17 protein-coding genes are annotated in these 24,624 nt (G+C 58.5%); 11 read left to right on the top strand and 6 right to left on the bottom strand.

Going from position 1 to position 24,624, the window contains the following annotated elements:
• Positions 1 to 38: 38 nt before the first annotated feature.
• From G8764_RS08275 to G8764_RS08265, 3 genes are all read left to right on the top strand, one after another.
• The gene (locus tag G8764_RS08275; RefSeq protein ID WP_166164012.1) at positions 39 to 2,354 is read left to right on the top strand and encodes an acyl-CoA dehydrogenase family protein; all 2,316 of its coding nucleotides are present in this window, start codon (positions 39 to 41) and stop codon (positions 2,352 to 2,354) included.
• A gap of 3 nt (positions 2,355 to 2,357) precedes the next feature.
• Positions 2,358 to 3,548 (top strand): thiolase family protein, encoded by a 1,191-nt coding sequence (locus G8764_RS08270; RefSeq protein WP_166164010.1) that lies wholly within the window; start codon positions 2,358 to 2,360, stop codon positions 3,546 to 3,548.
• 104 nt (positions 3,549 to 3,652) lie between these two features.
• Positions 3,653 to 4,123: a Zn-ribbon domain-containing OB-fold protein gene (locus G8764_RS08265; protein WP_207951759.1), complete on the top strand. Its 471-nt coding sequence runs from the start codon at positions 3,653 to 3,655 to the stop codon at positions 4,121 to 4,123.
• A gap of 65 nt (positions 4,124 to 4,188) precedes the next feature.
• Here G8764_RS08265 and G8764_RS08260 read toward each other — a convergent pair whose 3' ends face one another.
• The 3 genes from G8764_RS08260 to G8764_RS08250 are packed head-to-tail and all read right to left on the bottom strand — an operon-like array spanning position 4,189 to position 9,624.
• Entirely contained in the window at positions 4,189 to 5,661 is a 1,473-nt protein-coding gene (locus tag G8764_RS08260) for an HAD-IB family hydrolase (RefSeq protein WP_166164008.1), read from the bottom strand.
• Positions 5,658 to 7,250, bottom strand: a complete 1,593-nt coding sequence (locus G8764_RS08255) for a wax ester/triacylglycerol synthase family O-acyltransferase (protein WP_166164006.1) — start codon at positions 7,248 to 7,250, stop codon at positions 5,658 to 5,660. The genes G8764_RS08260 and G8764_RS08255 overlap by 4 nt, the downstream gene beginning before the upstream one ends.
• Positions 7,243 to 9,624 carry a glycerol-3-phosphate 1-O-acyltransferase gene (locus tag G8764_RS08250; RefSeq protein WP_166164004.1) on the bottom strand — a complete coding sequence of 794 codons (2,382 nt, stop codon included), beginning with the start codon at positions 9,622 to 9,624 and terminating at the stop codon, positions 7,243 to 7,245. Before G8764_RS08250 ends, G8764_RS08255 begins: the two co-directional genes overlap by 8 nt.
• Before the next feature lie 50 nt (positions 9,625 to 9,674).
• Here G8764_RS08250 and G8764_RS08245 point away from each other — a divergent pair, with 50 nt between their 5' ends.
• Positions 9,675 to 9,911: a hypothetical protein gene (locus G8764_RS08245; RefSeq protein ID WP_166164002.1), complete on the top strand. Its 237-nt coding sequence runs from the start codon at positions 9,675 to 9,677 to the stop codon at positions 9,909 to 9,911.
• 85 nt (positions 9,912 to 9,996) lie between these two features.
• Here G8764_RS08245 and G8764_RS08240 read toward each other — a convergent pair whose 3' ends face one another.
• On the bottom strand, positions 9,997 to 12,462 hold the full coding sequence (locus tag G8764_RS08240; RefSeq protein ID WP_166164000.1) for a TonB-dependent receptor: 2,466 nt from the start codon (positions 12,460 to 12,462) through the stop codon (positions 9,997 to 9,999).
• A 524-nt stretch (positions 12,463 to 12,986) separates the two neighbouring features.
• Positions 12,987 to 14,534 (bottom strand): AMP-binding protein, encoded by a 1,548-nt coding sequence (locus G8764_RS08235; RefSeq protein ID WP_166163998.1) that lies wholly within the window; start codon positions 14,532 to 14,534, stop codon positions 12,987 to 12,989.
• A gap of 129 nt (positions 14,535 to 14,663) precedes the next feature.
• Between G8764_RS08235 and G8764_RS08230 the strand changes: the two genes are divergently transcribed.
• The 6 genes from G8764_RS08230 to G8764_RS08205 all read left to right on the top strand — a co-directional run bounded on the left by G8764_RS08230 (position 14,664) and on the right by G8764_RS08205 (position 22,179).
• Positions 14,664 to 16,922, top strand: coding sequence for an acyl-CoA dehydrogenase family protein (locus tag G8764_RS08230; RefSeq protein WP_166163996.1), 2,259 nt, complete (start codon positions 14,664 to 14,666; stop codon positions 16,920 to 16,922).
• A gap of 39 nt (positions 16,923 to 16,961) precedes the next feature.
• Positions 16,962 to 18,119, top strand: coding sequence for a thiolase (locus G8764_RS08225; RefSeq protein ID WP_166163994.1), 1,158 nt, complete (start codon positions 16,962 to 16,964; stop codon positions 18,117 to 18,119).
• 23 nt (positions 18,120 to 18,142) lie between these two features.
• The gene (locus G8764_RS08220) at positions 18,143 to 18,940 is read left to right on the top strand and encodes an enoyl-CoA hydratase/isomerase family protein (RefSeq protein ID WP_166163992.1); all 798 of its coding nucleotides are present in this window, start codon (positions 18,143 to 18,145) and stop codon (positions 18,938 to 18,940) included.
• A 186-nt stretch (positions 18,941 to 19,126) separates the two neighbouring features.
• Positions 19,127 to 19,921, top strand: coding sequence for an enoyl-CoA hydratase/isomerase family protein (locus tag G8764_RS08215; protein ID WP_166163990.1), 795 nt, complete (start codon positions 19,127 to 19,129; stop codon positions 19,919 to 19,921).
• 127 nt (positions 19,922 to 20,048) lie between these two features.
• A complete protein-coding gene (locus G8764_RS08210; RefSeq protein ID WP_166163988.1) occupies positions 20,049 to 20,906 on the top strand; it encodes a MaoC/PaaZ C-terminal domain-containing protein in 858 nt (285 codons plus the stop codon).
• A gap of 43 nt (positions 20,907 to 20,949) precedes the next feature.
• Entirely contained in the window at positions 20,950 to 22,179 is a 1,230-nt protein-coding gene (locus tag G8764_RS08205) for an amidohydrolase family protein (RefSeq protein WP_207951758.1), read from the top strand.
• Positions 22,180 to 22,231: 52 nt separating this feature from the next.
• Here G8764_RS08205 and G8764_RS08200 read toward each other — a convergent pair whose 3' ends face one another.
• Entirely contained in the window at positions 22,232 to 23,119 is an 888-nt protein-coding gene (locus tag G8764_RS08200) for an FAS1-like dehydratase domain-containing protein (protein ID WP_166163986.1), read from the bottom strand.
• Positions 23,120 to 23,435: 316 nt separating this feature from the next.
• Here G8764_RS08200 and G8764_RS08195 point away from each other — a divergent pair, with 316 nt between their 5' ends.
• A complete protein-coding gene (locus G8764_RS08195; protein WP_166163984.1) occupies positions 23,436 to 24,623 on the top strand; it encodes an acetyl-CoA C-acyltransferase in 1,188 nt (395 codons plus the stop codon).
• Position 24,624: the final 1 nt, after the last annotated feature.

Below are 24,624 nucleotides of genomic sequence, written 5' to 3'. Positions count from 1 at the left end.
GGGCTGCTGCAAAAATACTAGTTGGGCGGCACATAAACGTGATTGCAATTAATGAAGACCTGCAGGCTATACAGGATCAGGCGGCGCGCTTTCTCAGCGAGCGCGCCGATCCTGAATACCTGAAAACCCTTTTGGATAGGCCGGCGTCATTTGATGCTGAAAATTGGCAGCGTGTAGCGGAGCTGGGCTGGCCTATGCTGGCAGTCGATGACAGCCAGGGCGGTTTGGGGCTGGGCTTGCGAGGCCTGGCGGTACTGGCCCAGGAGATGGGGCGCACCACGATATCACTGCCGCTGCTGCCGGTGTATCAATTGGCGCAAATCATCCGGCACGCCGCCGCAGTCAATGGCGGGGAAAGTGCTGTTGCGGAAGTTCTTGAACAGTTAATGGCCGGCAGCTCTATATGCTGCTTTGTCAATGACAGCTCGCTGGCGCTGGTGCAAGGTAAATTGCAGGGTCGAACCCCGGTCACCGCCTTTGCCGCTGTCGCAGATTACGCCATTGTGCTGGCGTCCACAGCAGAGCAACAGGAATTGCTGCTGGTCGCTTTAAACGATCCCGCGGTGGCGCGAGAGGAAACTGCCGCTATCGATCAGGCCCGCGCCCAGGCTCGGCTGGCGTTTTCAGCAGCGCCGGTCATTGTACTGGCTACCGATAATGCCGCAGGCCTGTACGATGATTGCCTGGCCAGCGCGGCGCTGGTAACCGCCTTTGAGCAGTCTTCCGGTGCCGAGGCAGCAATGCTGCTGGCGCGGGATTACGCCCTGGAGCGCAAAGTGTTTGGCCAGACTCTTGGTGCACTGCAGGCAATCAAGCACAAGATCGCCGATATGTATTGGCGCATTGAGCTGGCTCGGGGCTGCGCTGACGACGCGCTTCTGGCTTTCGAAGCCGGAGACGACAGCTGGCGCGAGTTGGCGGCGGCCTCCCGGGTCGCAGCCATCGAGGCCTATGAATTCAGTGCCAGGGAATGCATGCAGACCTTTGGTGGGCTGGGGTCAACCTGGGAGGGGTTGCCGCAGCACCATTACCGTCGCTCCCGGGTGTTGGCGCTGGAATTGGGCAGCCGTCTGCAGTGGCGCGAGAACTTCTATCGCTATCGTCAGTCTGGCCAGGATCAGGCGCGCGAGCCACTGGAAGCGCTGCCGGAGCTGAGGGCCTATCGCCAGCGCGCGCGCGCCTGGCTGGCGGAAAACGCACCGGCCTATTCCGGCGCCGTGCGCCGGGGCTTGAGCTTTGCTGAAGATCTTGCCCTGGGCCGCAAGTGGCAGGCCAAAAAGGCTGAGGGAGGCTTTGCCTGTATCAACCTGCCAGCCGAATACGGTGGCGCGGGGCTCACCGAACTGCACAAAATAGTATTCGGGGAAGAAGAGCTTAAATACCAATTACCGACCGAATATTTTGTCATTAGCACCGCGCAATTGATGGCGATATTCCTGCGCTATGCGCCTGAGGCAGCGCGCCGCGAATTGGCGCCCAAAGCCATTCGCGGCGAGCAGATCTGGTGCCAGATGTTTTCCGAGCCGGGCGCCGGTTCAGACCTCGCAGCAGTGCGCTTGAAGGCCGAGCGTCATGTCAGGGACGGTGTCGAAGGATGGCTGCTCAATGGCCAGAAGTTGTGGACCAGTTGGGCCCAGGTGGCGGACTGGGGTTTTATTGTTGCGCGCAGCAATAGCGACGGCCCCAAACACGCGGGCATTACCTGCTTTTATGCGGATATGCACAGCCAGGGTATCAGTGTGCGGCCGATTCGCAGGATGGCGGGCCACGATGACGTCAATGAGGTGTTTTTTGACAATGTCTTTATCCCCGACAGCCAGCGCCTGGGGGATGAGGGTCGCGGCTTTGCGGTGGCCATGGAAATGCTGATGATCGAGCGCGTGGCCGGCGTGTACGATGAGAGCATCGGCGGCGTATCATTGGACACTCTGTTCAAGCACGCAGAAGAGAGTGAGGTTGCAGGAGCCGCGGCAATCGCCGACGGTGAAATTCGTGCGACACTGCTCGAAGCCTATATTGAGCGCCAGGGCTTGCGCTCTATTTATCGCCGCGGCATGGCGGCGGTGGGCAACGGCAAGGAGCCCGGACCGGAAGCGAGCATCCGCAAATTGATTATGGGCCGGGCGCGCCAGCGACTGGGTGCTTTGGCTCTGGATTTGATGGGGCCCGATGGAGTGGAAATGGATCCCCAGGGCGACTTCCGTACAGATTTTGCCTGGTCCTGGATCGATCCCGCCGGGCGTATTGCCGGTGGCACGGATGAAGTGCTGTTAAATACCATCGCCGAGCGCGTGCTGGGTTTGCCCCAGGATCACCGGCCTGACAAGAATAAACCCTTCAAAGAGTTGAATTGATTGATGAATAGCGCATATTCCGAAAAGCAGTGCATTATCTCTGGCGTGGGTCAGTCGGAAATTGGCCGGCGCCTGCCGCGCAACGGCTTGCAGTTAACCATAGATGCCGTCAAGCAGGCGCTCGATGACGCCGGCCTGTCCCGTGCCGATATCGATGGCGTATCGAGCTGGCCCGGCCAGCTGCAGCACGCGGCACCGGGCTTTTCGCCGGTAGCCATCGGCGATCTGCGCGAGGCCATGGATCTCAAGTTGAGCTGGTATAACGCCGGTTATGAAGCGACCCAAATGTCGGCGGTACTGAATGCTTGTCTGGCGGTGGCCAGCGGCCAGGCCCGGCATGTTATCTGTTTTCGCACCATGACTGAAGCCAGCTCCATGGCTAAGGGGATTCGCTCCAGTGTCCTGGGCACAGGTAGCCAGCGCATCAGCGGAACCTTTCAGTGGCAGCTGCCCTTCGGTGCATTTTCTGCCAGCAGCTGGATCGCGCTGGTGGCTTCCCGCTATATGCATGAGTTCGGTGCCACCCGGGAACAGCTCGCACAAATAGCGCTTACTGCGCGCAGCAATGCGATGTTAAACGAGCGCGCTATTTATCGGGATCCACTCAGCCTCGATGACTATCTGGCGTCGCGCATGATCTCGGATCCCCTGTGCCTGTTTGATTGTGATGTGCCCATCGATGGCTCCACAGTAATTATTGTTTCGCACCGGGACTGTGCGCCGGATCTCAAATCGAAACCGGTGCATATCGAGGCGATTGCCGGCCCGCTGTACGGGCGTGATAGCTGGGACCAACAGGCGGACTTGACCCGCTTTGCCGCAGAAGATGCCGGCAAAATGTTGTGGTCGCGAACCGATTTTCGCCCCAAGGATGTGGATTTTGCCGAGCTTTATGACGGCTTCAGTTTTTTGACGCTGCTGTGGCTGGAGGGTTTGGGTTTCTGTGAACGGGGTGAGGCAGCCGCTTTTGTCGAGGGCGGCGAGCGAATCAGTCGCGACGGCCAATTGCCGCTAGCGACCCACGGAGGCCAGCTATCGGCAGGGCGCACCCACGGCATGGGCTACTTCCATGAAGCGGTAAAACAGCTGCGCGGCGAAGCCGGTAGCCATCAGCTCGCCGGTGAACGCAAGCTGGCAGTGGTCAGTAATGGCGGCGGCAACCTGGCCGGCGCAGCTCTGCTGCGTCGCGAGTAACAAGCGACCGCGTGAATGTCTACCGCCACTAGAACAACAGGCTAGAGTTGGCGCTGCGAAAGTTAACTGCAGCGACTCTCCGCCAAAACAATGGATGCATGAAAATGACCGCAACAAGTGATAATAAACCAGGCGTTGAGCAATCAGCCAACACTGCAAAAGACCATGCCGAGACAACCATGGGGCCGGCACCGGAACTGGATGAGTTGAACGCGTTTTTCTGGACCTCCGGTGCAGACGGCGAGTTGCGTATGCAATACTGCGATGAGTGCCACTATTGGCAGCATCCACCCAGTGTTTGTTGCCGCAAGTGTTTGGGGGAGGGGATTGCGGCCAAACCATTGGCGGGTACTGGCACGGTAGGAGCCATTACCGTAAACCGCATGCCCTGGATGCCCGGCCTGAAAGTGCCCTATATACTGGTTATCGTGGAACTGGATGAGCAGCCGGGTTTACGCCTCACCTCTGCCATGCCCGGTGTCGAGCCCGGCGCGGTGCAGATCGGCGACCGGGTCAAGGTGTGCTTCGAGCAGCGCGAAGACGTGTGGGTGCCATTCTTTGAGCTGTTGTCATAAGGCTTATTCACGCCTGAATTGAACAGGGGTTCGCATACTGTACTGCAGTGTACGAACCCCTGGCGCTACTTGCTCTCCGTACGATCCTTTCTCTCAGCGCTCCCGTTTTGCGGCCAGTTGTTCAAAGTGTCTATATACAATTGCCGAACGCCCTCGATGCGCTCGCTCAAATTGTCCAGAGTCCAGTCTGTAACGGCAATCGGTGGCAGTACGGTGACATCCACGGTGCCCGGACTCATGACCGCCGCGTCCCGGGCGGCAATCATCTCAGCGTTGCGAAAGACGATGGGTACCACCGGTATGCCCGCCGCCATGGCCATGCGGAACGCGCCCTTTTTGAAGTCACCCACCAGTTCTGTATCGACCCGGTTGCCTTCAGGTGCAAGGCAGATAGAGATGCCTTTACGGGCCAGTTCCTCGATGGGCTTGAGGGCCTCTACAGAAGCCTTTGAGTCGGCCCGGTCGATAAAAGCAACATCGGCGAGCTTGCCGATGGTGCCGGTCAACCAGTGGTTTTCCAGTTCTTTCTTGCCGACACCGGTAAAGTCTTTCTCAATCAATCTGGCGGCCATAAAGGCATCGTAATTATTGCGGTGATTAAAAATAAACACCGCCGGGCGCTGCGCCCAGAGGTTGTCAGAGCCAGTCACATTGAGCTTTACGCCATTGATTTTAAACATTCGCTCGATCCAGCGGGGCGATGCGTAGTTGAGTATGGCGCGCTTGTCACGCTTGAGCAGTGCCAGTCCTGCCCCGGCAGCGGCGAAGGGAAACACACTTAACACACCCGCAGTAGAGCGCAGTGCGCTGTTGTTCTTGCGACTGACAAAGCGGTGCACGGGCCAGCCGCGGGATCGAGCAACACGGGCCAGGCGTTTGCCGGGGTTGATCGGTCGCGGCTGGCCAACCAGGTGCATCAGGGCCTCATCCTCATCGCCATCGGCATAGAAAAAGCAATCACCCAGTTGCACGTTCCTCTCGCTGGCAAAGCTCTGTGCGGCGTGGGCCTTGCCCTCGCCCCAGATGACCGGCTTGCACAATTCGCCGCTGAGTTTCCCCTCCTGTAACGCAAAGCGATTGCAGAGGACGTGCTCGATACCCAAAAAACGCGCGATGGGCTCTACCTGGTAAGCGGTAGCAGAAGAGGAGAGCACCACGGTGTGCCCCTGTTGCTGGTGGGCCTTGATGATTTTGCGCATTTCCGGGTAGATCAGATTGATAATTTTCTTATTGAATAAAATCTCGCCCATGGCCATCAGTTCGTTGTGATTGCGGCCGGCCCAGGCGTCGGCCCCGATCTGCAGCAGATCCTCGAAATCGGCTTTGCCCATTGCGGCATTGATCCCGGTGTTGATGGTGCGCAGGAATTCCTGCAGGCTGATTTCCTTGTTTTTCAGGCGCTGCTTGCTGAGGTGGGCGGCAGAAAAACCGGCAATGATGGTGCCATCCAAATCAAAAAAAGCGCAAACCGTAGGCCCCGGGGTGGATGTTTTAATCTCGTCCAGGGTCGGCTCGACAGGTGTGCCTGCGTGTTTCATATTGGGTTTCCTTGCGCGCCGGGTGACTTCTGCGTCTGGGCCGGCTCATTAATGGCCGTTGCTTTGGGCACGGTGCTGTTGCCAGCGGCCTGAGTGGGTTTTGATTTGCCTGTTTTCGCTTTCGCAGTGGCATTTGCGCGTACAGTTTTAGTCCGGTTGGTTTTGTGGTCACCGGCGACAGTGCTGGCACCACCGGTTAGCGCGAGCAACGCTGAAAACTCTTCGTCAAGGCATTGTCGCAACAGTTCCGGTTGGCGGATTGCCGCCGTGTCACAGTGGCTGCCGATATAGCACACACCCTCGTGGGATATCATTACCAGCATCAGGGGAATACCCGGCAGGGGACCAAAAGGATACATTTTCACTACTTTGCTGCCAGCGATATAGGCAGTCTCTTTTAACCCCGGCACATTCGAGGCCTGGACATCCACCGGGCTGGCAAGCTCAGCCATTTCGTTCAACGCGGTGTCTGGCAAATGAACCAGTAACGGTGCAATGCGACTCATAATATTGATCGCCGGTTCAGCGATGGCAGCGCGAACCTGCTTCTGGATTGAGGCGATACGCCGCGTGGGGTCGGCTTCGTTCAGGGGCAGATTGATACGTGCTGCGGCAAAGTGATTGCCGCCGTCGCCGTCATTGGCGGAACGCAGATCGACTGGCATGGCCAACGGCAGTTGCGTGTGAGGGCAGTGCAGAGCCTCATGGTAACGTCCCAGTCCCCCGGCGATTGCCGCAATATAGACATCGTTGATGGTGCTGCCCAGGGCATTGGCGCAGAGTTTCAGGTCGGCCAGCGGGTACTCCAGGACGTCGAGGCGGCGGCCCTGGCTGCGGCGTTTTAGCAGCGGTGAAACCGGGCTGCTGTTATTACCCAGAATGCGTTTGGCCGATTGCCATTGCTGGCGCAGCTCCTCCAGGCGTTCGCGGGGGTGTTGCAGAATACCTTTACCCGCCGCGATACCCTGCCGCAGGGTTTGACCCAAGGCCGGTAAAGTAACAGCGATGGCGCGATTGAGCCCCCGTCGGGTGAGGGTGATGGCATCCATATCCTGGGGGATAGGCGTCGGCACGGCAGGGCGGGCTGATGGCTCTCGGCTGCTGTTGAACAGCAGCCGCAAGAGCATCAGGCCCCCCATGCCATCGGATACAGCGTGGTGCATTTTCATTACCAGGGCCGCTTTGGCACCGGCTTCGTGCAAGCCTTCAATGACATAGGCTTCCCAGAGGGGGCGCTGGGTGTCCATGGGCGTGGCAAGGATCTGGCCGGCGCTGTCGAGCAGGTCCCGCAATTGACCGGGAGTCGCGAGGCTGATGCGTCGCAAGTGGTAGTCGAGGTTGAAGTCCGGGTCGACCACCCAGCGCGGCGGCGTGATGGCGACAGCAGGTGCAACAATATGCTGGCGCAGGCGAATAAACTGGCGGCTGGCGTATTCGAACGTCTCGCGCAGTTCAGTGAAGTCCGGTACTTCGTCGAGCAGGGCAATCGACAGCATGGAGCTGCGTGTTTTGATGGAGGATTCGCCACGCAGCATAAGCAGCTCCAGGGCGTCGACCTCATCTTTAAAACGGGTTTGGCTTTCAGTCATGTTGTTCAACTCGCTGATAAAATCGTTGATTGAAGTGGCGGCGGGCGGATGCGAAGCGTTGCTCATTGAGTTGCAACAGGGTTTCCAGTTCCTCGATATAGGCGCTGCCCTGGCGCCGCTGATAGTTGCCATCGCTGTCGATGACGCCGCGATTCTGGGCAATTTGCAATCCGGTCTTAAACAGATGTATCGACGCGGCCTCTGAGTGCACAATGCGTTTTTGCAGCAGGTACTGGCGTGCTGCCCCGGCGCAGAATTTGAAGAAGGCATTGCCGTCGCTGATCCTGCTATCGGCCTGCATTTCCAGGCATACCGCTACCACCCAGTAGCTTTCCAGAAAACTGCGCAAGACACTGTCGCTGGTGGTGGGTTGCATGGCGGCCAGCAGCGCTAATGTGGATTCCCGGCCCTTGCCCAGGGCCTGCTCCCAATCCTTGTCTACCCGCTGCAAGCGTTGCGTCAGGCCGTCGCGAAACTGGTTTTTCTCGAGAAAAAAGAAGTCGAACTTGAGCAGGTCGCGCAGCTGGAACGCGCTCTCCCAAAAGGTATTGAGAGCCTGCAACGGATTGTCACTCTCGGCGGCGGCGGTAAGCGCCATCTCGGCAATGGCACTGTCGAGAAAGTGATGAATGATCCAGTTGCGATAGTAAGACGCCGCCACATGGGCATCGTGGTTGATGGTGTACACGGGTTCCGGGCCTTCGGTTTCGGCGTGGATTAGCCCCTGGCCGATCAGTGCCTCGAGTTCCTCCTGCACACCCTCATCGCGGAGCAGGCGTTTGGCACTGGCGGTCATCGGTGCATCATTGCGCTCTATGTAGAGCACAAATTCCTTCAGTACCATTTTTAATTGTTCAAAACTCAGGGCGCGACGAAAGGCGCTTAAAGTCGTCATGGTGATGAGGGATATGGCGGTGATGGGGGTCGCCTGGTTGATGCGCCAGGATATCTCAAAAGCGAGCTTTTGCAGCGCCAGATGGTAATCACTGTCGCTAAGCTGGCGGGCGTCTTGCTGGCTGCCAAAATAGCTGCTCAATGACAGCGGTTCTCCAAAACGAACATAGATACGCCCAAAGCGGCCGCGGGACGATTTAAAGTAGTTGAGCATCCATTTCAGGTCTTCCTTTTTCTTCGCCACTCCCATGGCTTCGCCGGCATAGTCTTTGACTTCGTTGAGTTGATCATAGGTAGTGGCGGCCGGGATCAGGGCGATATCTTCGCAGCGGCCCTCGCGGTAGGCGTCCACCACGTATTTTAATAGTCCCAGTTTGGGGGGCAGGGATTTGCCGGTGCGGGAGCGGGTGCCCTCGATATACCACTGCAGGCTAAAGCGCTTTTCCACCATATAGCCGAGGTACTCCTTCAGTACCCAGCGGTAGACCGGATCACTGCGGATATCCCGGCGAATAAATATCACTCCGGAGCGACGCATGATATAGCCCATGGGCCAAAAGCTCATATTGATCCCGCCGAGGGTGCTGGTGCGCGGCAGCCCGGCTTCGTGCATGGCCACCGTCATGACCCCGACGTCCATATTGGAGCGATGTGAGGGCAGTATAATGCCGGGTTTACCGCGCAGTGCCGCGCGCACGGCTTCAATTTGACCGGGGTCGATATCCAGCTTCTCGGCGTAGCCGCGACGGTAGAGGAAGCGGCCCATGATGAGGTTGAAGTCCAGCCCCAGCGGGGTGAAGCCCGATGCCAGTTCGCGCAGTGCTTTTTCTGCCAACTGCTCAGCCTGGGTCAGCGCCAACTGCTTGTCCTCGGCGAGCTGGCGCAAACCTTCCTGAAAACGCCTGGAGCTGCGAATCTCTTCCAGCACCAGTTTTGGCATTTTATATTGCGGGCCCAGCAGTTGCGACGAGGCGCGCTCCAGCGCGAGGGTCGCGCGCCGGACCACGAAATGAGCCAGCTTGTGTTCCGCGTCACCTGGGCGCTGTTGTTCCAGGATGCCGCGCAGCTCTGTCAGAGTGGCGGGCTCGCCTTCGAGAATACGCACGCGCTCGGGGTGTTGTTTGGCGATCAGGCGTTTGGCGTATTCACGCGGGGAGCGCGGATCGCCGATGGTTACCAGGTCGCGCAAATAGACCTGGGGTTTACCGTTGCGCGTTTTCGGCAGCCAGGCTACCCGTACCGGGCAGAGTGTCGGGTTATCGCCTCGCGCCAGGCGCTGGTGCAGGCGTTGTGTGGTGCGACTGGCGTCCAGTTTGGGGTAGTCAATGTAGATGATTTCCCGGTCGTAACCCGGTTGCGCTATGAGGTTGTTGTGCAACCAATCTGCGATGATTTTCTTTTCCGTGGGGCCCCTGGTTTGGGCCAGGATTATCCTGCTTTGGCCCAGTTTATTTTCTTTTGGGGGGTGCGCTATATTCATGGCTCGGTCCCTTTGCTTGAAATCATTATTATTAACAGCAGTTATTCGCGGTGATGACCATCCCGTTTTCTACTCGTTACGACACTGATACGCTCTACCGTCTGATAATCAACATGGATGCCCCGCTCGGCATTGCGGTCAAAGTGCTCGGTCATGGCTTTAATATCGGCGTGGGTCATGTTTTGCAGGTCGGCAGCTCGGGGTTCTTGCGGGAGTACATAGCGCTGGGGCCGATCGCGGCGTCTGTTTTCAGCAAGCTGCGCTGTGCGGCGGCGCCACTGTGTTGAAACTGCAAGCAGGAGACGCTGCCTTCAGCCCCCGGACCGTTTGCCGGGGGCTGGTGCCTGCTGTTTTCGGGCCGCAAAAGATACTTTAAAAATTGTACTTGGCCGTGAGGCCCCAGTAGGCCTGGGCTCCCCGCGTGCTGCGACTCAGGACGCGACCTTGTCCGGCGTAGCCATTGGAGGCGGTCAGGGTGCTGGCAAAATACTCGTCGGTGATGTTTTTACCCACCAGCAGCAGCGACCAGTCGCCGTCATTGTCTTCGAGGCCAACGGTCAGGTCAGTCAAGCCATAGGAATCCTGGACCAGTTCCGGGTCGTACTCGAGGGTCATGCTGACGTCGTCCTGCCAGGTGTAATTGAGCATGGCAAACATATCAAACGGCATGCCGTTGAGGGGGATATCCCAGCGGGCGGAGACGGTGTAGGCCAGGTCCGGGGCAAAGATCATTTTATTGCCGGATACATCCTGGACAAAATTGCCGCCGCCGTTGTCGACGTTACAGCCCTGGGCGGCGGTCTGGCCGGGGTAACAGGGCTGGATCAAGTCATCGATCTCTGTATCCAGGATGGAGGCGCTGGCGGACAGCGTCAGCATCTCGGTCGCGGCCCAATCCAGAGTCACTTCCAGCCCCTGGGTGGTCAGGGTGCCGGCGTTGAAAGTCTCTGTATTGATGGAGCCCGGCACGACCCTGGAGGTCTGCAGGTCGGTCACCTCCTGCCAGAAGGCGGCGGCATTAAACTGCACGCTGTTGTCAAACAGGCGGGTTTTGATGCCCAGCTCGTAGGCCTCGGTGAGTGATGGGTCGACCACGGCATTATTGGCGTTGGCCGAACGGCCGATATTGGCACCGGCGCCGACGAAACCGCGGGAGGCGGAGGCGTACAGGCGCGAATCCGGGGAGAAGTGCCAGGTAAAGCCGAGGCGCCCGCTCCAGTCGGCGGAGGTGTCATCGCGTTGGAATGCAGTCCTGGAGGTGAGGGCGTCGAGCAGGGTGAAGCCCGGTGCCAGTTCAGCGATTAATGCCGGGTGATTGACGTCGACCGCGGTGAACTCCTCGCCGAAGGTAAATACATCGGCCGGTATCACTATACCGTTACCCAGGTTGATCAGGGGGAAGGTGTAGACCGCGTTGCTGTACTCGATGTCCATGTCTTCCTGGGTCCAGCGCAGGCCGGCAAACACATCAAAGGTTTCGGTCACCTGGAAAGTTACGTCGCCAAATATAGCGTAGCTGTCCCAGCTGGCGGTCGCCTCTTTGGGGTCGAAGCGCAGCACGCCGTTATTGAACAGAGAGGTCGGCGCAGTGTTGTCGGCAACCTCTTCGGAGTGACTGAGGTAGATGCCGGCAATCCATTCCGCGGAATCGGTGGAGCCTTCCAGGCGTAACTCCTGGCTGAAGTACTCGATTTCGTTGGCAATTATCTCGTCGTGCGGGCGCGAATTGAAGGTGCTGTCGACGATGGCAACCAGGCCCATGTTGTAGGTTTGGGTGGTGTTGGCTGGTGTATTGTCGACGTCTATGGAAGAGTAGCTGGCGCTGGAGCGCCAGGCGGTGATCGATTTCAAGGTGATGTCATCGTTCAGCTCTTTGCTCAGGTCGAAGGTCAGGCCGTAGGCTTCCATATTGCCCTGCTGCTCGTGATCCTGGCTGATTTTAAAGGGGTCGTTGACAACCTGTTGTCCCAGTGCCGGGTCGCCGCCGCCCAGTGCCGCCAGGCGAATGGCGCCGATGGTGGCATAGGGCAGGCGCGATACCGGGTCTACGCCGGGGCCTGATTCGACCTGGTCGACGTGCTGGGCACCTTCCGATGTCTTTTGATCCCGGTAGTCGGCGGAGATCAACAAGTCAGTGGTGTCGTTGATCTCAATCCCAAACTTGGCCATCAGGCCATAAGATTCCTCACCGCCGAGATCAGGATTGCCAGCAATCACGTTCTCGAGATAGCCATCGCGGTGGGTATATTTGCCTGACAGCCGCATATTGACGGAGTCGGACAGGGGCGTGTTGTACATCAGGCGGGTGGTGTACTCGTCGTCATCGGTTATGGTCTGCTGCACATAACCTTCAATGGTGTCGATTGGTGTGGCGCGCACAATATTTACCGCACCGCCAGTGGCGTTGCGACCGTAGAGCGTGCCCTGGGGGCCGCGCAGGATTTCAATGCGCTCGATGTCGCCCAAATCCGCTGAGAATTCGCTGATTCGGGACAGGGGCACGCCGTCCACGACAAACGAGACGCTGGGCTGGATGCCGCCTTCGAACGCCATGGAGCCGATGCCACGCATGATGAAATTATTCGCAAACGGCATACCGCCTTTCTGGAAGGAAACCGAAGGAGTTGCAATGGCCAGGTCTTGCGCATTGTTAATGGCGCGATTTTGCAAGTCGCTGGCCTGGACCACATCCACCGAAATCGGTACGTCCTGAAGGTTCTGCGCCCTTTTTTGTGCCGTAACGACGATTTCTTCCAGTTCAACGGCGTTACCCATGGTAGCAAAGGACGCGATCGCTGTTGCCAGTGCAACTTGTTGATAAGTTTTTCTTGTAATCATGTAGGCGCTTCTCCAATCGATAATTATCGAAATTTCATCATTTTTATGGTGATGGTTGCTGCGGCAGCCAGGCCGGACTTCTTCAGCCGTATAGGGCAAGTCACTTGTACCGAGGCGACCGATAACAACATAAAACTAACCATCAGTCACTTTTACAACTCTAAACCCAAGTGAGCCTTGCTTGCAAGCACCATTTGTTCATTGAGGGTTGCAGGGCTTTGTTGCGGAGTACAATTGGCACCGTTCAAACGGACCAATTACCCACAGGTATTACCCGGATTAGAAGTGTTTTAATGGCTTAATGGTGGTCTGTTTTATGGTGTAAGTGCGGTCGGCAGAGGCTGTCGTAGCCGCCCATTTTTCGCGAGGCTGGGGTTGGTAAGATTTTCTAAACTGACACAGTGTTAGGTTATTTGGTGGCTCATTTTGTACTCATCAGTGACGTCAGGTGCACCCTGCTACAGCGACGATGCCGGATCCGCTGTGGCAGGGTGACTGGGAGAGGTTTAGCGGGAGCGCGTTCGTTAAGGGTGATACTGTTTGCGCAGGCTGACCTTGTCTATTTTACCGGTCGGCAGTTTGGGGATGCTGTCGGCAAAGATGACGCTGCGCGGTTTTTTGTAGCTGGCGATCATGGCCTGGCAGTGGGCGATGACCTCGGTCTCACTCAGTTGTTCACCTGCGCCCATGACCACAACGGCGCAGACCGACTCTCCCCACTTCTCATCGGGCATCCCAATCACCGCACATTCGCTAATGGCGTTGTGACTGAGAATGGCGTCCTCGACCTCACGGGAATAGATGTTCTCGCCACCGGAAATTATCACGTCTTTTTTGCGGTCAACCAGATACAGCATACCGTCCTGGTCGAACAGGCCCACATCGCCGGTATAGCACCAGCCGTCGCGGAAGGTTTCAATGCTGGCTTTGTGGTTGTTCCAGTAGCCGCGGGCCATAGCGGTGGACTGGACCACGATTTCACCCGCCACTTCTGGCGGGCAGGGGTTGCCGTGATCGTCTTCTATACGGATGCGAGTGCCGGGGAAGGGCTGGCCAACGGAGGTTAGCCAGCGCTTTTCCCGCTCGCTGCCATTGGGGCGATGCTGTTCGCGCAGCAGGCCGGAGCTGAACACTTCGGTCTGGCCGTAGAGGTTGATAAAAATGGGCCCGAGTAACTCCATGCCGCGCTGGAGCAACGGCAGGGGCATGGCGGCGGCGGAGTAGACGATGGTGTGCAGTTTACTGAAATCGATGGCGTTAATATTGGGTTGGTCCAATACCAGCTGTACCAGTGTCGGTGCCAGGTGCAGAATGGTGACGCCATCGTCATTGACGGCCTGCAGCAGCGCGGCGGGCTCAAACTGCCGATGCAGGACTACAGTGCCGCCGCGAAAGTGAATGCCCATACCCATGGCCAGGGCACCGATATGAAACAGTGGCATGACCAGCAATATGCGATCTTCCGGCCCCGAGCGAGTTTCTATTGACATGGTTTGGGCGCCGAGCCGCATCTCGCGCTGGCCGAGAATGCAACCTTTTGGTTTGCCGGTGGTGCCACCGGTGTAGATCAGGGCGGCGATATCCTCTTCCCGTGCCCGATAGCTGGAGCCTTCAGGGTCACCGGTGGCGATAAACTCTTCGTAGGGCGTGGCCCAGCTAACCGCGCCGTCCAGGCAGATATACTGCTCGATGCTGGTAGTTTGCTCGCGAATGCCCTCGATCAGCTCGGCGTATTGGGCTTCGAAGAACAGGATTCTGGGGCCGCTATCCAACAGAATATGGCTGATCTCGGGGCCGGCGAGACGGAAGTTCACGGTGGAAAGAATCAGGCCGCTCCACTGGCAGGCGGCCACGACTTCACCGTAGGGCAGGCTGTTCATGGACAGTATGCCGACCCGATCCTGGCGTCTCAATCCGGCCTTCTCGCTCGCTGAGGCGATCCGTTTGGCGCGTTCCAAAAGCTGACGGTGCGTGATACTTTGATCCTGCATCAGGTACGCCGGCTGGCTGGCAAAGCGCGTGGCGTTGTCCTCCAGGGTGTCGGCAAGCGTAAAAGCCACGTGGTCTCTCACAGTATTTCCTCTTTTTTATCGGTGCCCGTTGGCGGGTTAAATCCGGGCGTAAGCTAATCGCCACTTGATAACTGAATATATGTTAGTTTATTATTTGTTGCAATGCACGCTTTGAGACCGATACGACCCATGAACTTGTACCTTACAGATGAACAGAACATGCTGCAGGAGTCGGTGGCGCGATTATTCGCGGCTGAGTCTACCGCTGAACGAGTGCGGGCGGCGGAGGCCACGGGTTACGACGCAGTGCTGTGGCAGCACCTGCAGGACATGGGCCTGAATGTAATGCGGCTGCCGGAAGAGGCCGGTGGCCTGGGCAGCAGTCTGCTGGATGCGCTGATCGTCGCCGAGCAATTTGGCAAGTACCTGGTGTCTGTGCCTTTGCTGGAGCACCTTGCCGCGTCGCAAACCCTGGTGGCACTGGCCCAAAACAGTGCCTCAGCCGCGGCTGCGGTTACCGAGATTGGCGCGGGCGCGCTCTTGAGTTTCCTGCCCCAGCGTTTGACCGACCGCCGTACGCCGATCAATGGCGCGGCTGTGGCCGACTACCTGCTGCTGGCGGATGACGACCACGTTTATCTGTTGAATTCCCGCCACTTCGTCGCTGTCGAGAACCTCGGCAGCGGTGCACTGGCAGTGCTCGACAGTGGTGTAAAGCTGGACAATTTTAAAATCGCCAGCGGCGCCGAAGCCGTCTCTCGCTTTGACGTGGCCTGTCAGGAGTGGCGCGTATTGGTCGCCGCAGCGCTGGGCGGCCTGGCGGAACAGGGCTTGCGCATGGCGGCGGAATACGCCAACGAGCGCAAGGCTTTCGGGGTGCCGATTTCCAGCTTTCAAGGTCTTTCCCACCCGCTGGCCGACGCCATCTCCCAGGTTGAGGGTGCGCAGCTGCTGGCGCGCAAAGCGGTGTGGTCGCTGGCCACAGGTCGCGATTCGGCGGCAGCGGATATCGCCATGGCGTTTTGGTGGGCCGCGGAGGTGAGCTCGAAGGCCATGGCCAAAGCGCTGCGTACCTTTGGCGGATACGGGGTGTCGCTGGAATACGATATCCAGATGTACTACCGCCGTGCGAAAGCCTGGCCAGCGGCGGCGGGCGACCCCCAGCGTGCCCTGCTCGACGCAGCCGACTGTCTGTGGCCCGGGCAGCGCTCTGTCGGGCAGCGCTCTGTCGGGCAGCGGGCCGGGTCTGTGTCGACCCTGCTGCCTGCAGCGGGTGACAATCAACAGGACTACAGCCTGGGTGCGGACGCGGCGGCCTTTGCGGAAGAAACCCGCGCTTTTTTCAGCAAATACATGACGCCCGAATTGCGTGCTCACGCCCATCATTCCGTGGATGGTTTCCACCCCGAGTTCAATAAGCTGGCGGCCAGAGAAGGCATGCTGTTTCCCCATTGGCCCAAGCAGTACGGTGGGCGTGAGAAAAGTGCCTACGCGGTGGCGGCCATGACCGCGGTGATCGAAGCGGAGGGCTGGGAGCATGTCACCGCGCCGATTACCAACCAGGTGGCCCAAATCGTCATGGGCTTCGGCACCGAGGAGGCCAAAGCGGAATCTCTGCCCCGTTTCGCGTCCGGTGAATCGCTGGCCTGCATGGGCTTTACCGAACCGTCCTGCGGCTGCGATGTGTTTGCGGCCAAAACCATCGCCCAGCAACAAGGCAACGGCGACTGGCTGATCAATGGCCAAAAAATATTTACCACCGCCGCCAACCTGGCTGACTACTGCTTCCTGCTGGCCAGGACCAATACCGACAAGCCCAAGCACGCCGGTTTGAGTGTGTTCCTGGTGCCAATGGACCTGCCCGGGATCGAGGTGCATGCGGTGCATACCCTGCAGGATGAGCGCACCAATATCGTCTATTTCAGCGATGTCAATTTACCCGGGAAATACCTGGTCGGTGAGGTGGACGGCGGTCTGAAAGTGATGGCCTCCACCCTGGAGATGGAGCACGGCTCCGCCGACCAGTATCGCCACGGTCACGTCACCGCCTTGCACGCGGCGGAGAAATGGGCCCTGAAAGCGCAGCGCGATAGCCAGCCACTGCTGGCCGATAACCAGGTCGCCAGCCGCCTGGCGCGAGCCCGGGTGCACCTCGAGGTATCGACCCTGCTGTGTTACCGCGCCATATGGGGCATGGCAGAAAAAATTCATAACCGCTACTGGGGGCCGATGGCCAAGCTGTTTGCCACCGAGTACTACCAGCGTGACGCCGACGACCTGATGGATCTGTGTGCGCCCTACAGTGTCATGACCCAGCGGGACGGCCTCGGTCACCTGGAGGTGGGCTATCGGCAATCGATCGGCACGACCATATACGGCGGTACCAGTGAGGTGCAGCGCAGCCTGGTGGCGGAACAGGCACTGGGCCTGGCTCGCTCGCGGGGCTGATGGTCACTCGCGACCGATAAAAGAATCTGGAGAAGTAGTATGGAAAAGTTCCCCCGCGGTAAGTCCGCCATTGTCGGTGCCGCCACCTTTGGTATGGGCGAAGCCCACGGCTATAAGCCGATGGACTTGGTGGCGCGCTCTGCCCACCTGGCGCTGGCCGACGCCAACCTCAGCTTGAGCGATGTCGACGGCCTGTTTGTGTGCACCGGCGACGACGCGCTGTCCGGTTTGGCGGCGGCGGAATACCTGGGCATTCGCCCGCGTTTTACCGACAATAACCGCACCGGTGGTTCGGCGTTTTTTTCCCACGCCATCAACGCCGCTATTCTGCTGGAGATGGGCTATATCGACACCGCCCTGATTTGTTACGGCAGTAACCAGCGCACCGGTGCCGGCGGCCTCGTGTCCATGCGCCAGGCCTCGCCCTACGAAAAGCCCTACCGACCCATGAACCCGCTGTCATCCTACGCCCTCGCAGCGGCGCGGCATATGTACGAATACGGCACTACCGAAACCCATTTGGCGGAAGTGGCAGTGGCCGCCCGGGCCTGGGCCAACCTCAACCCGGAAGCCTTTATGCACGGCAAGGGTGAGCTGACCATTGAGGACTGTTTGAGTTCGCGCATGGTCTCTGACCCGCTGCGTAAAACCGACTGTTGCCTGATTACCGATGGTGGCGCGGCGATCGTAATGACCCGTGCCGAGCGCGCCAAAGATTTGGTGCAAAAGCCGGTTTATCTGTTGGGCGGTGCCGCGGCTGTTTGGCATTCCAATGTCGACCAGATGGAAAACCTGACCGTCACCCCGGCGGCGGAATCCGGCCAGCGTGCCTTTACCCTTGCGGGTTATACCCCCGCCGATATGGACGTAGTCAATGTCTATGACGCGTTTTCTATCAATACCATTTTGTTTCTCGAGGACCTGGGCTTTTGTCCCAAGGGCGAGGGCGGCAACTTTGTTGCCGATGGCGCGATTGCTCCCGGTGGCCGCCTGCCGGTGAACACCAACGGCGGCGGTTTGTCCTGCTGTCATCCAGGCATGTACGGCCTGTTCACGATAATAGAAAACTGCCTGCAGCTGCGCGGTGAAGCCGGGCAGCGGCAAGTGGCCAATGCCAACCTCGCGGTTTCCCACGGCAATGGCGGTACCCTGTCCAGTGAAGCGACACTGGTGTTGGGCACAGCGTCGACACTCTAAAAACTTTTCCACGGAGTCACAGTATGTCTTTTTTTGAACGGTATGAATTTTTCAAGTTTGAGCGTCGCGGCAAGGTGCTTAATATTATTCTCAATAACCCGGACAAGCTGAACGCGTTCAGTGAAGAGGGGCACCGCGAGTTGTCGCGGGTGTTCTTCGATGTCGCCGAAGACCTCGACAGCGAAATCATTGTAGTGACCGGTGCCGGTCGCGCGTTTACCGCCGGCGGTGACCTTGAGTACATGCAGAAGCTGCGCGATAACCCCGAGTTGATGCACCGCACCATCCGCGAAGCCAAGCGCTTTGTCTACACGCTGCTGGACTGCGAAAAGCCGGTGATCTGCAAGGTCAACGGTGACGCCATCGGCCTGGGTACCACCCTGTCGTTTCTGGCCGATATCACTTTCTCCACCGAAGACGCCAAATTTGGTGACCCGCACAACAACGTGGCCCTGATCGCCGGCGACGGCGGCAGTGTGATCTGGCCGCAGTTGATGGGTTACGCCCGCGCCAAGCACTACCTGTTTACCGGCGAAGTGCTGAAGGGCAAGCAGGCGGAAGACATGGGCCTGATTCACAAGGCGCTGCCCGCGGCTGAGCTGGATGCGGCGGTGGATGCCTACTGTGATCGACTGCTGGCCATGCCGATGCAGTCCGTGCGCTGGACCAAGCAAGTGATCAATATACCGCTCAAGCAACTGGCGCACAGCATGATGGATGCGGGCATGGCCTATGAGCACATCGCCGGCCAGACCGACGATCACCAGGAGGCAATCAACGCTTTCCGTGAGCGCCGCAAGCCGGTTTTTACCGGCAAGTAATCAGCGTGTCGCGGGGTTAACCAGTGTCCACCCGGAAACGGCGAAATTAGCAATCTGCCGTCATTCCAGCGCAAGCGGAAAGCCATAGATTTCGATGGGTTGCCGGGTTCCGGGACGCCGACCGCGGCCTGCACGGGGATGACAATAAGCAGAGCTGCTGGATGAACACTACCCAGGGAAACATTTATGAACGATACCTTTTCATCCACCAGTCCCATCGGCGTGCGTAAGCAGGGCGCGATCACTCATATTGAGCTGAGCAATCCCAAGCGCCGCAATGCCCTCAGTGGTGAAATGACCAGTTTGTTGGCCGATGCGCTGCGCGCCGCTCACGCTGACGAAAACTGTCGAGCCATCGTGCTCAGTGGTGCGGGTGAGCATTTCTGTGCCGGCGGCGACGTGTCCGCCATGCAAAAAGATCGGCCCATCCTGGGGTCGCGCCAGCGCATCGAGCACGCCCATCATATTGTGCGGCTACTCGCGGCTGGCCCCAAGCCGGTAGTGTGTGCGATTGAAGGCGTGGCCTTTGGCCTGGGTATGTCGCTGGCGTTGGCTTGCGATGTGGTGGTGGCGGCCGCGGGCAGTTCCCTGTGCGCGGTGTTTAACAAAGTTGGTCTGGTGCCGGATATGGGTTTGATGTGGACCCTGGCACAGCGGGTTGGTGTGGCCAAAGCCAAGCAACTGTTTTTCAGCGCCGAGGTACTGGACCTCAGCTCAGCCGAGGCCCTGGCTCTGGTTGATCACAGCTGCGCCAAAGGTGAAGCGGTAGCGGTGGCGTTCGAGCGCGCGGAGGCGTTTTGCAGTGCCGCGCCGATGCCTGTTGCCTTGATCAAAGCGGCTTACGCCAAAGGTTTCGGTTCACTGGAAGACGCCCTGCGGGCCGAGGTTGATTACCAGCCCGCGCTCTATCTCAGCGAAGATCACCAGGAGGGAGTAAAGGCTTTTTTCGACAAGCGCAAACCCGTCTTTAAAGGCAAGTAGGAAAAGGCAAATAAGATCGCGCAGTGACCAACACTTTGTGAATCAATCGGCACGACGGCGGTGGCAACTCAACTCGCTGTTCAAGCTCACTCTTTGAGCCGTGCCACACTGACAGAAAAGGAAAAACATGCCCACCCGCTACCAACAATTACTGGCACTGCAGATACCGGAAAAAACGGTTCACTATAGCGTCAAAGACTGCCAGCTGTATGCGCTTAGCCTGGGTCTGGGGAGCAACCCATTGGACCCGACCGAGCTGGCATTTGTCTACGAGAAAGATCTGCAGGTACTGCCGAGCCTGTCCATGACCCTGGCGCACCCGGGCTTTTGGGCACGGGATCTCGACAGCGGTCTGGACTGGGTAAAAATTCTGCACGCCGGGCAATCGATGACAATGCACGAGACGCTGCCGAGCGAGGCCCATATCGTTGCCCGCAGTCGCATTGTGGACGTGATCGACAAGGGCGAAGGCAAGGGGGCGCTGGTGTACTTCGAGCGCCAGCTTATCGATCGGGACAGTGGCGTGCTCTATTGCACCATGGTGCAGACAGTGTTTTGTCGCGGCGATGGCGGCATGGGTGGCAACACGCAACTCCAACCACAGCTGCACGCCATACCCGCTCGCAACCCCAGCGCCGCTATAGTCCACCATACTGCGCCGCAAATGGCTCTGTTATATCGCCTGAACGGCGATATGAACCCCCTTCACGCCGACCCGGAAATTGCCCGCAAAGCCGGATTCGAACGGCCCATACTGCAGGGGCTTGCCAGTTTTGGGGTGGCGTGTGCCAGTTTGATTCGGCTCTGCTGTGACAATGATCCCGCGCGCATGGGGAGCATGGATTGTCGCTTCAGTGCCCCGGTGTATCCCGGTGAAAGCCTGCGTACCGAAGTCTGGCAGGAAGAGGCCGGAGTTTATTTTCGGGTGACGGTGGTCGGTCGTGAAGTGCGGGCAATCGACAATGGTTTTATGGCATACAGTTGAGCCGTAACAGGCACAATACAGCACTCTATCGCAGGAGAAAGATGTGACCAGCTCGAATAATAAAATATCCGCACAGGACATTGCGCGCGAGCGGATTGATTTTCCCGTTTGGGACGCCGACAGCCATCTCTATGAAAGTGAAGAGGCGTTCTTGCGGTATCTGCCGAAAAAATTTGCCAAAGATTTTCAGTTTGTCGAGGCCAAGGGCCGCAAAAAACTGGCCATCGATGGCGTGCTTACCGACTATATCCCCAACCCGGATTTTGCCGTTGTCGCCGCACCTGGCGCCCATGAAAAATGGTATCGGGGGCAAAACTACGAGGGGTTGAGTATGCGTGAACTCAGCGGCAAGCCACTGGCGCCACCGGAACCCTGGCGCACGGGGCGAGGCAAGCTGGCTGAGCTGGACCAGCAGGGGATTCACGCCTCGATGGTATTCCCGACCCTGGCCTCGGTGGTGGAAGCGCGCCTGGGGCATAAGCCGGACGCCATTGCCGGGCTGTTCGCTTCGCTCAACAGTTGGGTCGAGGATGAGTGGGGCTTCTCGCGCAGTGAGCGTTTGTACCCGGTTGCCATGATCAATCTTTCCGATGTCACGCTGGCGGTAAGGGAACTGGAGCTTGCCCTGCGGCGCGGTGCCCGCGTGGTGGGGGTGCGCCCTGCGCCCGTGCCGGGGCCACTGGGTGGGCGCTCGCTGGGTGACCGCGAGTTCGACCCGTTCTGGGCGCGAGTCGAGGAGGCCGGTATCTTCGTCTGTTTGCACGCGTCTGACTCCGGCTATGACGATTTGAGCCGCCGTTGGGAGGGTGGTGCGAAAGAGTGGATTCCCTTCGAGCCGACACCGTTTAAAGCCTGCCTTGATGCCCTGGGGCGAGCCATCAGCGACAGTCTGTCGGCGCTGATCTGCCACGGTGTCTTTGAACGCTTCCCCAATGTACGGGTCGCATCGGTGGAAAACGGGGCCCACTGGTTGCCGCCGCTGCTGCAGCGGCTGGAGCGGGTCTACGGCCAGATGCCCGGCCATTTTAAGCGCCACCCGGTGGAACAGTTCCGCCAGCACATTTATGTGGTGCCGTTTTATGAAGACAATATTCGCGAACTGGCCGAGTTGATACCGGTAGAGCGCATCCTGTTTGGCAGCGATTTTCCGCACCCGGAGGGCCTGCCCCACCCGCTGGATTACATCAGAGAATTCTCTGTGTTAGGGGATGCCGAAATCGAGAAGGTTATGAGCAGCAATCTACAGGGCTTGCTGCGGGGTGACAGGGGGTAGTTGACAAAAAAGAGGGGCGCGCGCGCTGCGGCCCCCTGGATAGTCGGCTTGTTCAGCCCGGTTCAAACTCCAAAATGCCGTTGTCCATGACGACCGTATCCCGCTCTAAGCAACGGACCCGAAAATATGCCCTGCCCGGGGTGTCGTCAAACCACAGCTCAGTGCGCAGGGTTTCGTCGGCAAATGTCGGCGCTTTATAACGCAACCCCATGTGCTTCAAACGCTCGGGTTGTCCGTTGCAGGCCATGTGTATCAGCGCGCGACCGGTGACGCCAAAGGCACAAACGCCGCGCAGTGGCGGTTTTCCCTCGGCGCCGGGGACGTTCTTCAGGGCGCCGACAAATTGCTCGCCAAGGTGGTAGCGGGTGTTGTCGCGGCCCGGCGTTGACAGGTCTAGTAGTTGATCCGGCTCGCGCTCTGCAGGTACTTTTATGGGTGCCGGTGTATTGCTGGCTGCGCCACCGAAGCCGCCGTTAGCGGTTAAAAAAGTGCCGATACGAATAGTGGCGACAGGACTGTTGTCGGTGTCGCTGAGAACCCGTTGCTCGTACATAAATGCGCCCTTGCCCGCGCCGCGATCGTAGATTTCTTCCACCTCGTATCTGGCGGTGAGGGTTGCGGCAGTGGACAAGGGCTTGTGGATAGTGATGGATTCTTCGGTGTGCAGGGTTTTACGCCAGTCGATACCGGTGGCCGGATCCATGGTCCACATGCTGCCTTCATTGAGCACAATCGACATCATTGGCAGGGCTTTGAGGGCGCCACCGCTGCTGCAGTACTGGTTCTCCTCGGTGGCAATGGCGGCATCACTGCCGGCGGCGATACCCCGGGCGTAGGCAATGCAGTCGTCGCTAGTGTAGGTTTCGGTCAGTGTCTCGAAGGGCCAGTTCATTACGGTCTCATAGTCTAACCGGTTGGCCTGCTTTTCCGTTGAATTCATAACTGGTGCCTCGCTATTCCAGCCCGAATATTTATTGGGGCAATTTTCATTTGCCCATAATGATAGCGAAATATAATCACTTATAAAACTAATATATCGTTATTTATAAGGTTTTTAAGGTGGCGCTCTTCAGGTTCGTTCCTGCTTGTGTTTTTAGTTTCGTGGCTGGATTATCAGCTTTATGCAGTTGAATGCTTATGGGCAGAAGCAATGCGGCGACCCAATTTTAGAACGTAGAATTATTGTATAAATAAATAACATTGTGTTAGTTTATGGGTTGTGTGTCCAGTTTAAAAGTCAATGCTCAGGAGGCAATGTGCGCGAAGCGGTCATAGTGGCAACAGCTCGAACCCCCATAACGAAAGCCTATAAGGGGGCTTTTAATAACACCAGTTCACCCAGTATTGCGGCGGCGGCGATACGAGCGGCGGTTTCCCGGGCGGGATTGGCCGGGGATGAAATTGAAGACATGGTAATGGGGTGCGTACTGACCGCAGGTACCCAGGGCCTGAATGTGGCGCGGGCCTCTACCCTCGCCGCCGGCCTGCCAGTGACTGTGCCGTCCCAGACCATCGATCGGCAGTGTTCCTCGGGTTTGATGGCGATTGCCATCGCCTCCCGCCAAATTATGGCCGATGGTATGAACGTCGTGGTGGCCGGCGGGGTGGAGAATATTACCGCGCTGAATGCCCCGTATTTCAAGTGGGCGCGGGAGGCGCGGGATCCGGCGGTGCTGGACTTCCAGAAGCACGCCTATATGCCGATGCTGGAAACCGCCGAGTTCGTCGCTAACAAGTATAACGTCAGTCGTGAGCAGCAGGATGCTTATGCGCTCGAGTCGCAACTGCGCATGGCCCAGGCCCAGGCTGAGGGGCGCTTCGACGCTGAAATCGTAGCGGTAAGTGCCAGCCAGATGGTGAAGGATAAGGACAGTGGCGAAGTCAGCTATCGCCAGGTCAGCGTCGACCGTGATGAGGGCTGTCGCCCGGGTACCACGCTGGAAGGCCTGGCGTCGTTGCCGGCTGTGGTCGAGGGCGGTTCTGTCACTGCCGGTAATGCCAGCCAGCTCTCCGACGGTGCCTCGGCGTGCGTGGTGATGGAGGCGGCCGAAGCGGGGCGGCGGGGTTTGGCGCCACTGGGCCGCTATGTGGGTATGGCGGTTATGGGCAATGCGCCTGAAGAAATGGGCATTGGGCCCGTGTACGCGATTCCAAAACTGCTGCAGCGCCACGGCCTGACCATCGACGATGTTGGGCTGTGGGAATTGAACGAGGCCTTTGCTGTGCAGTGCCTCTACTGCCGCGATGCGCTGGAAATCGACCCGGCTCGTTACAATGTGAGTGGCGGGGCCATAGCGATGGGGCACCCCTATGGCATGAGCGGCGCACGCATGGTCGGGCACGCGTTGATTGAGGGGCGCCGCCGGGGAGTGAAGTACGTGGTGGTCTCAATGTGTGTTGGTGGTGGCATGGGTGCGGCCGCATTGTTTGAAGTGTTTGCCTGAT

This window comes from Pseudomaricurvus alcaniphilus (genome assembly GCF_011440395.1).
In the GTDB taxonomy this organism is placed as follows: Bacteria; Pseudomonadota; Gammaproteobacteria; order Pseudomonadales; family Cellvibrionaceae; genus Pseudomaricurvus; species Pseudomaricurvus alcaniphilus.
The sequence above is the reverse complement of the archived record's forward strand: the minus strand, read 5'-3'. Positions and strand labels throughout refer to the sequence as shown.